Origin of the sequence: Achromobacter sp. SIMBA_011 (assembly GCF_046535435.1) — a bacterium.
GTDB lineage: Bacteria > Pseudomonadota > Gammaproteobacteria > Burkholderiales > Burkholderiaceae_B > Achromobacter > Achromobacter dolens.
The window spans coordinates 1-235 of record NZ_JAWRWN010001236.1 but is presented as its reverse complement, the minus strand read 5'-3'; the positions used below and the strand labels follow the sequence as shown (position 1 = coordinate 235).

Below are 235 nucleotides of genomic sequence, written 5' to 3'. Positions count from 1 at the left end.
CACTCTTCCACGACTTTGCGCACGCCGTCGATGTCGGAGAAATCCAGTTCAGGGTTTACACCCTGGGTGTAGAGGTTCAAGGCCACGGTGACCAGGTCGACGTTACCGGTACGCTCGCCGTTGCCGAACAGGCAGCCTTCGACACGGTCGGCGCCGGCCATCAGGCCCAGCTCGGTGGCGGCCACGCCCGTACCGCGGTCGTTGTGGGTGTGCAGGCTGATGAGCACGCTGTCAC

General features: G+C 64.3%; 1 pseudogene. It reads right to left on the bottom strand.

The window, feature by feature from the left end:
- Positions 1-235: pseudogene (locus SB816_RS35000) on the bottom strand (2-isopropylmalate synthase); the annotation flags it as partial.